The sequence below is a fragment of the Eggerthella sp. genome, assembly GCF_048329335.1.
GTDB lineage: Bacteria > Actinomycetota > Coriobacteriia > Coriobacteriales > Eggerthellaceae > Eggerthella > Eggerthella lenta.
In genome coordinates this window covers 1-1,171 of record NZ_DBFEGU010000403.1, presented here as the reverse complement: position 1 = coordinate 1,171, position 1,171 = coordinate 1, and the positions used below count along the sequence as shown (strand labels likewise).

The window sequence follows — 1,171 nt, the reverse complement described above, 5'->3', positions numbered from 1 at the left end:
CGTCACGATCCACGGGCGCGATATCGAGATCTCCTGCACGCTTGCCGACGGGTTCTGCGCGACCGCGCGACCGCAGGCGGGCACCATCCTCACCTTCAGCTCGAGGCGCCTCGGCTGGCATGGCTTCCAGTCCTCCCCCCTCTCGTTCGGGGGCTCCACGGTCTCCATCCGCCACGACATGCCGAGCGCGAGGCTCACCCGCGACTTCGACCTCGCGGCACTCTCCGCCGAGGCGGAAATCGCCATGCGCGAGCTCGGCGTCCTCGTCCCGGCGGCGCTCAAGTACGTCAAGGAGGAGTGCGAGAGGGTTTCCGCGCGCTGTGACGAGATCGAGGCGAAGGTCGGCGCGGCCGTCGATGCCCTCGCGCAGGCGCCTGCGAAGGGCATGAGCCCCGCGGCCATAGCGGCAGCCGCCAAGGCGGCAGCGCATGCCGGTGAGACCGGAAGCGCAGACATCAAGGTACACAGGTAGAAAGAGGTGTGCGGGATGAGCCTCCCCGATCTAGATATCCTGGAAGTAAAGTCCGTCTCAGATATGATTTCCGTTTTCGAGACCCCGGCTGACGATGCCGCGAAGCTAATCGGCGAAGATGACGTGGCGATCTTCTCGCCGCAATTGGACCTCATGATCGTGACCTCGCAATATGACCTCGAGGAGCCGGTCACGACGAGCCAGACGGTCATTTTGAGCGTGGCCGATGCTGAGTGCACGTGGCCCGATCCGCCCGAATATGTATCGGACATCGTCTTCGAGTGCCGTTGGCCGTCCGGCGCAAATCTCGTCACGGAGTTCCAGACCTTCTCCGACGAGAATGCCACGCCCTCGGCATCCCTCGAGTACTACCGTAAGCGTTTCGCCGAAGGCGGAACCTGCATGGTCTTCTCTGAATATGATGAAGCGTACCTGCTCGATCTAAAGGGCAAACGGCACGCCTCACGGGTAGATAACCAGGACGGGACCCCCATTGCCGGGAAACGCCCGGCAGCCGATACGGCGAGCCCCGCCGACCTGGCACATCGCGCCGCGTGCGCCGCGCGGCGCAGCCGCGTGCAGATGGAAGACGCGGCCACGCATCTCGTCCGCCACTGATTTTCGGAGGTTTTCCATGTTCATGTACGCGGTGAAGAAGCCGGCCGTGGCGGCCGCGGCGGCGTTGGGCGAGGACGGCAC

The 1,171-nt window shown here is 64.6% G+C and carries 1 protein-coding gene and 1 pseudogene; both read left to right on the top strand.

The window, feature by feature from the left end; translation table 11 throughout:
• Positions 1-472, top strand: a pseudogene (locus ACMO6A_RS12520) (hypothetical protein); the annotation flags it as partial.
• A gap of 15 nt (positions 473-487) precedes the next feature.
• Positions 488-1,090, top strand: a complete 603-nt coding sequence (locus tag ACMO6A_RS12515; protein WP_114554698.1) for a hypothetical protein — start codon at positions 488-490, stop codon at positions 1,088-1,090.
• The last annotated feature ends 81 nt before the right edge of the window (positions 1,091-1,171 follow it).

Bases quoted from the DNA above. Each gene is read 5' to 3' on its own strand.
- ACMO6A_RS12515 (WP_114554698.1), top strand. From the start codon at position 488: ATGAGCCTCCCCGATCTAGATATCCTGGAAGTAAAGTCCGTCTCAGAT.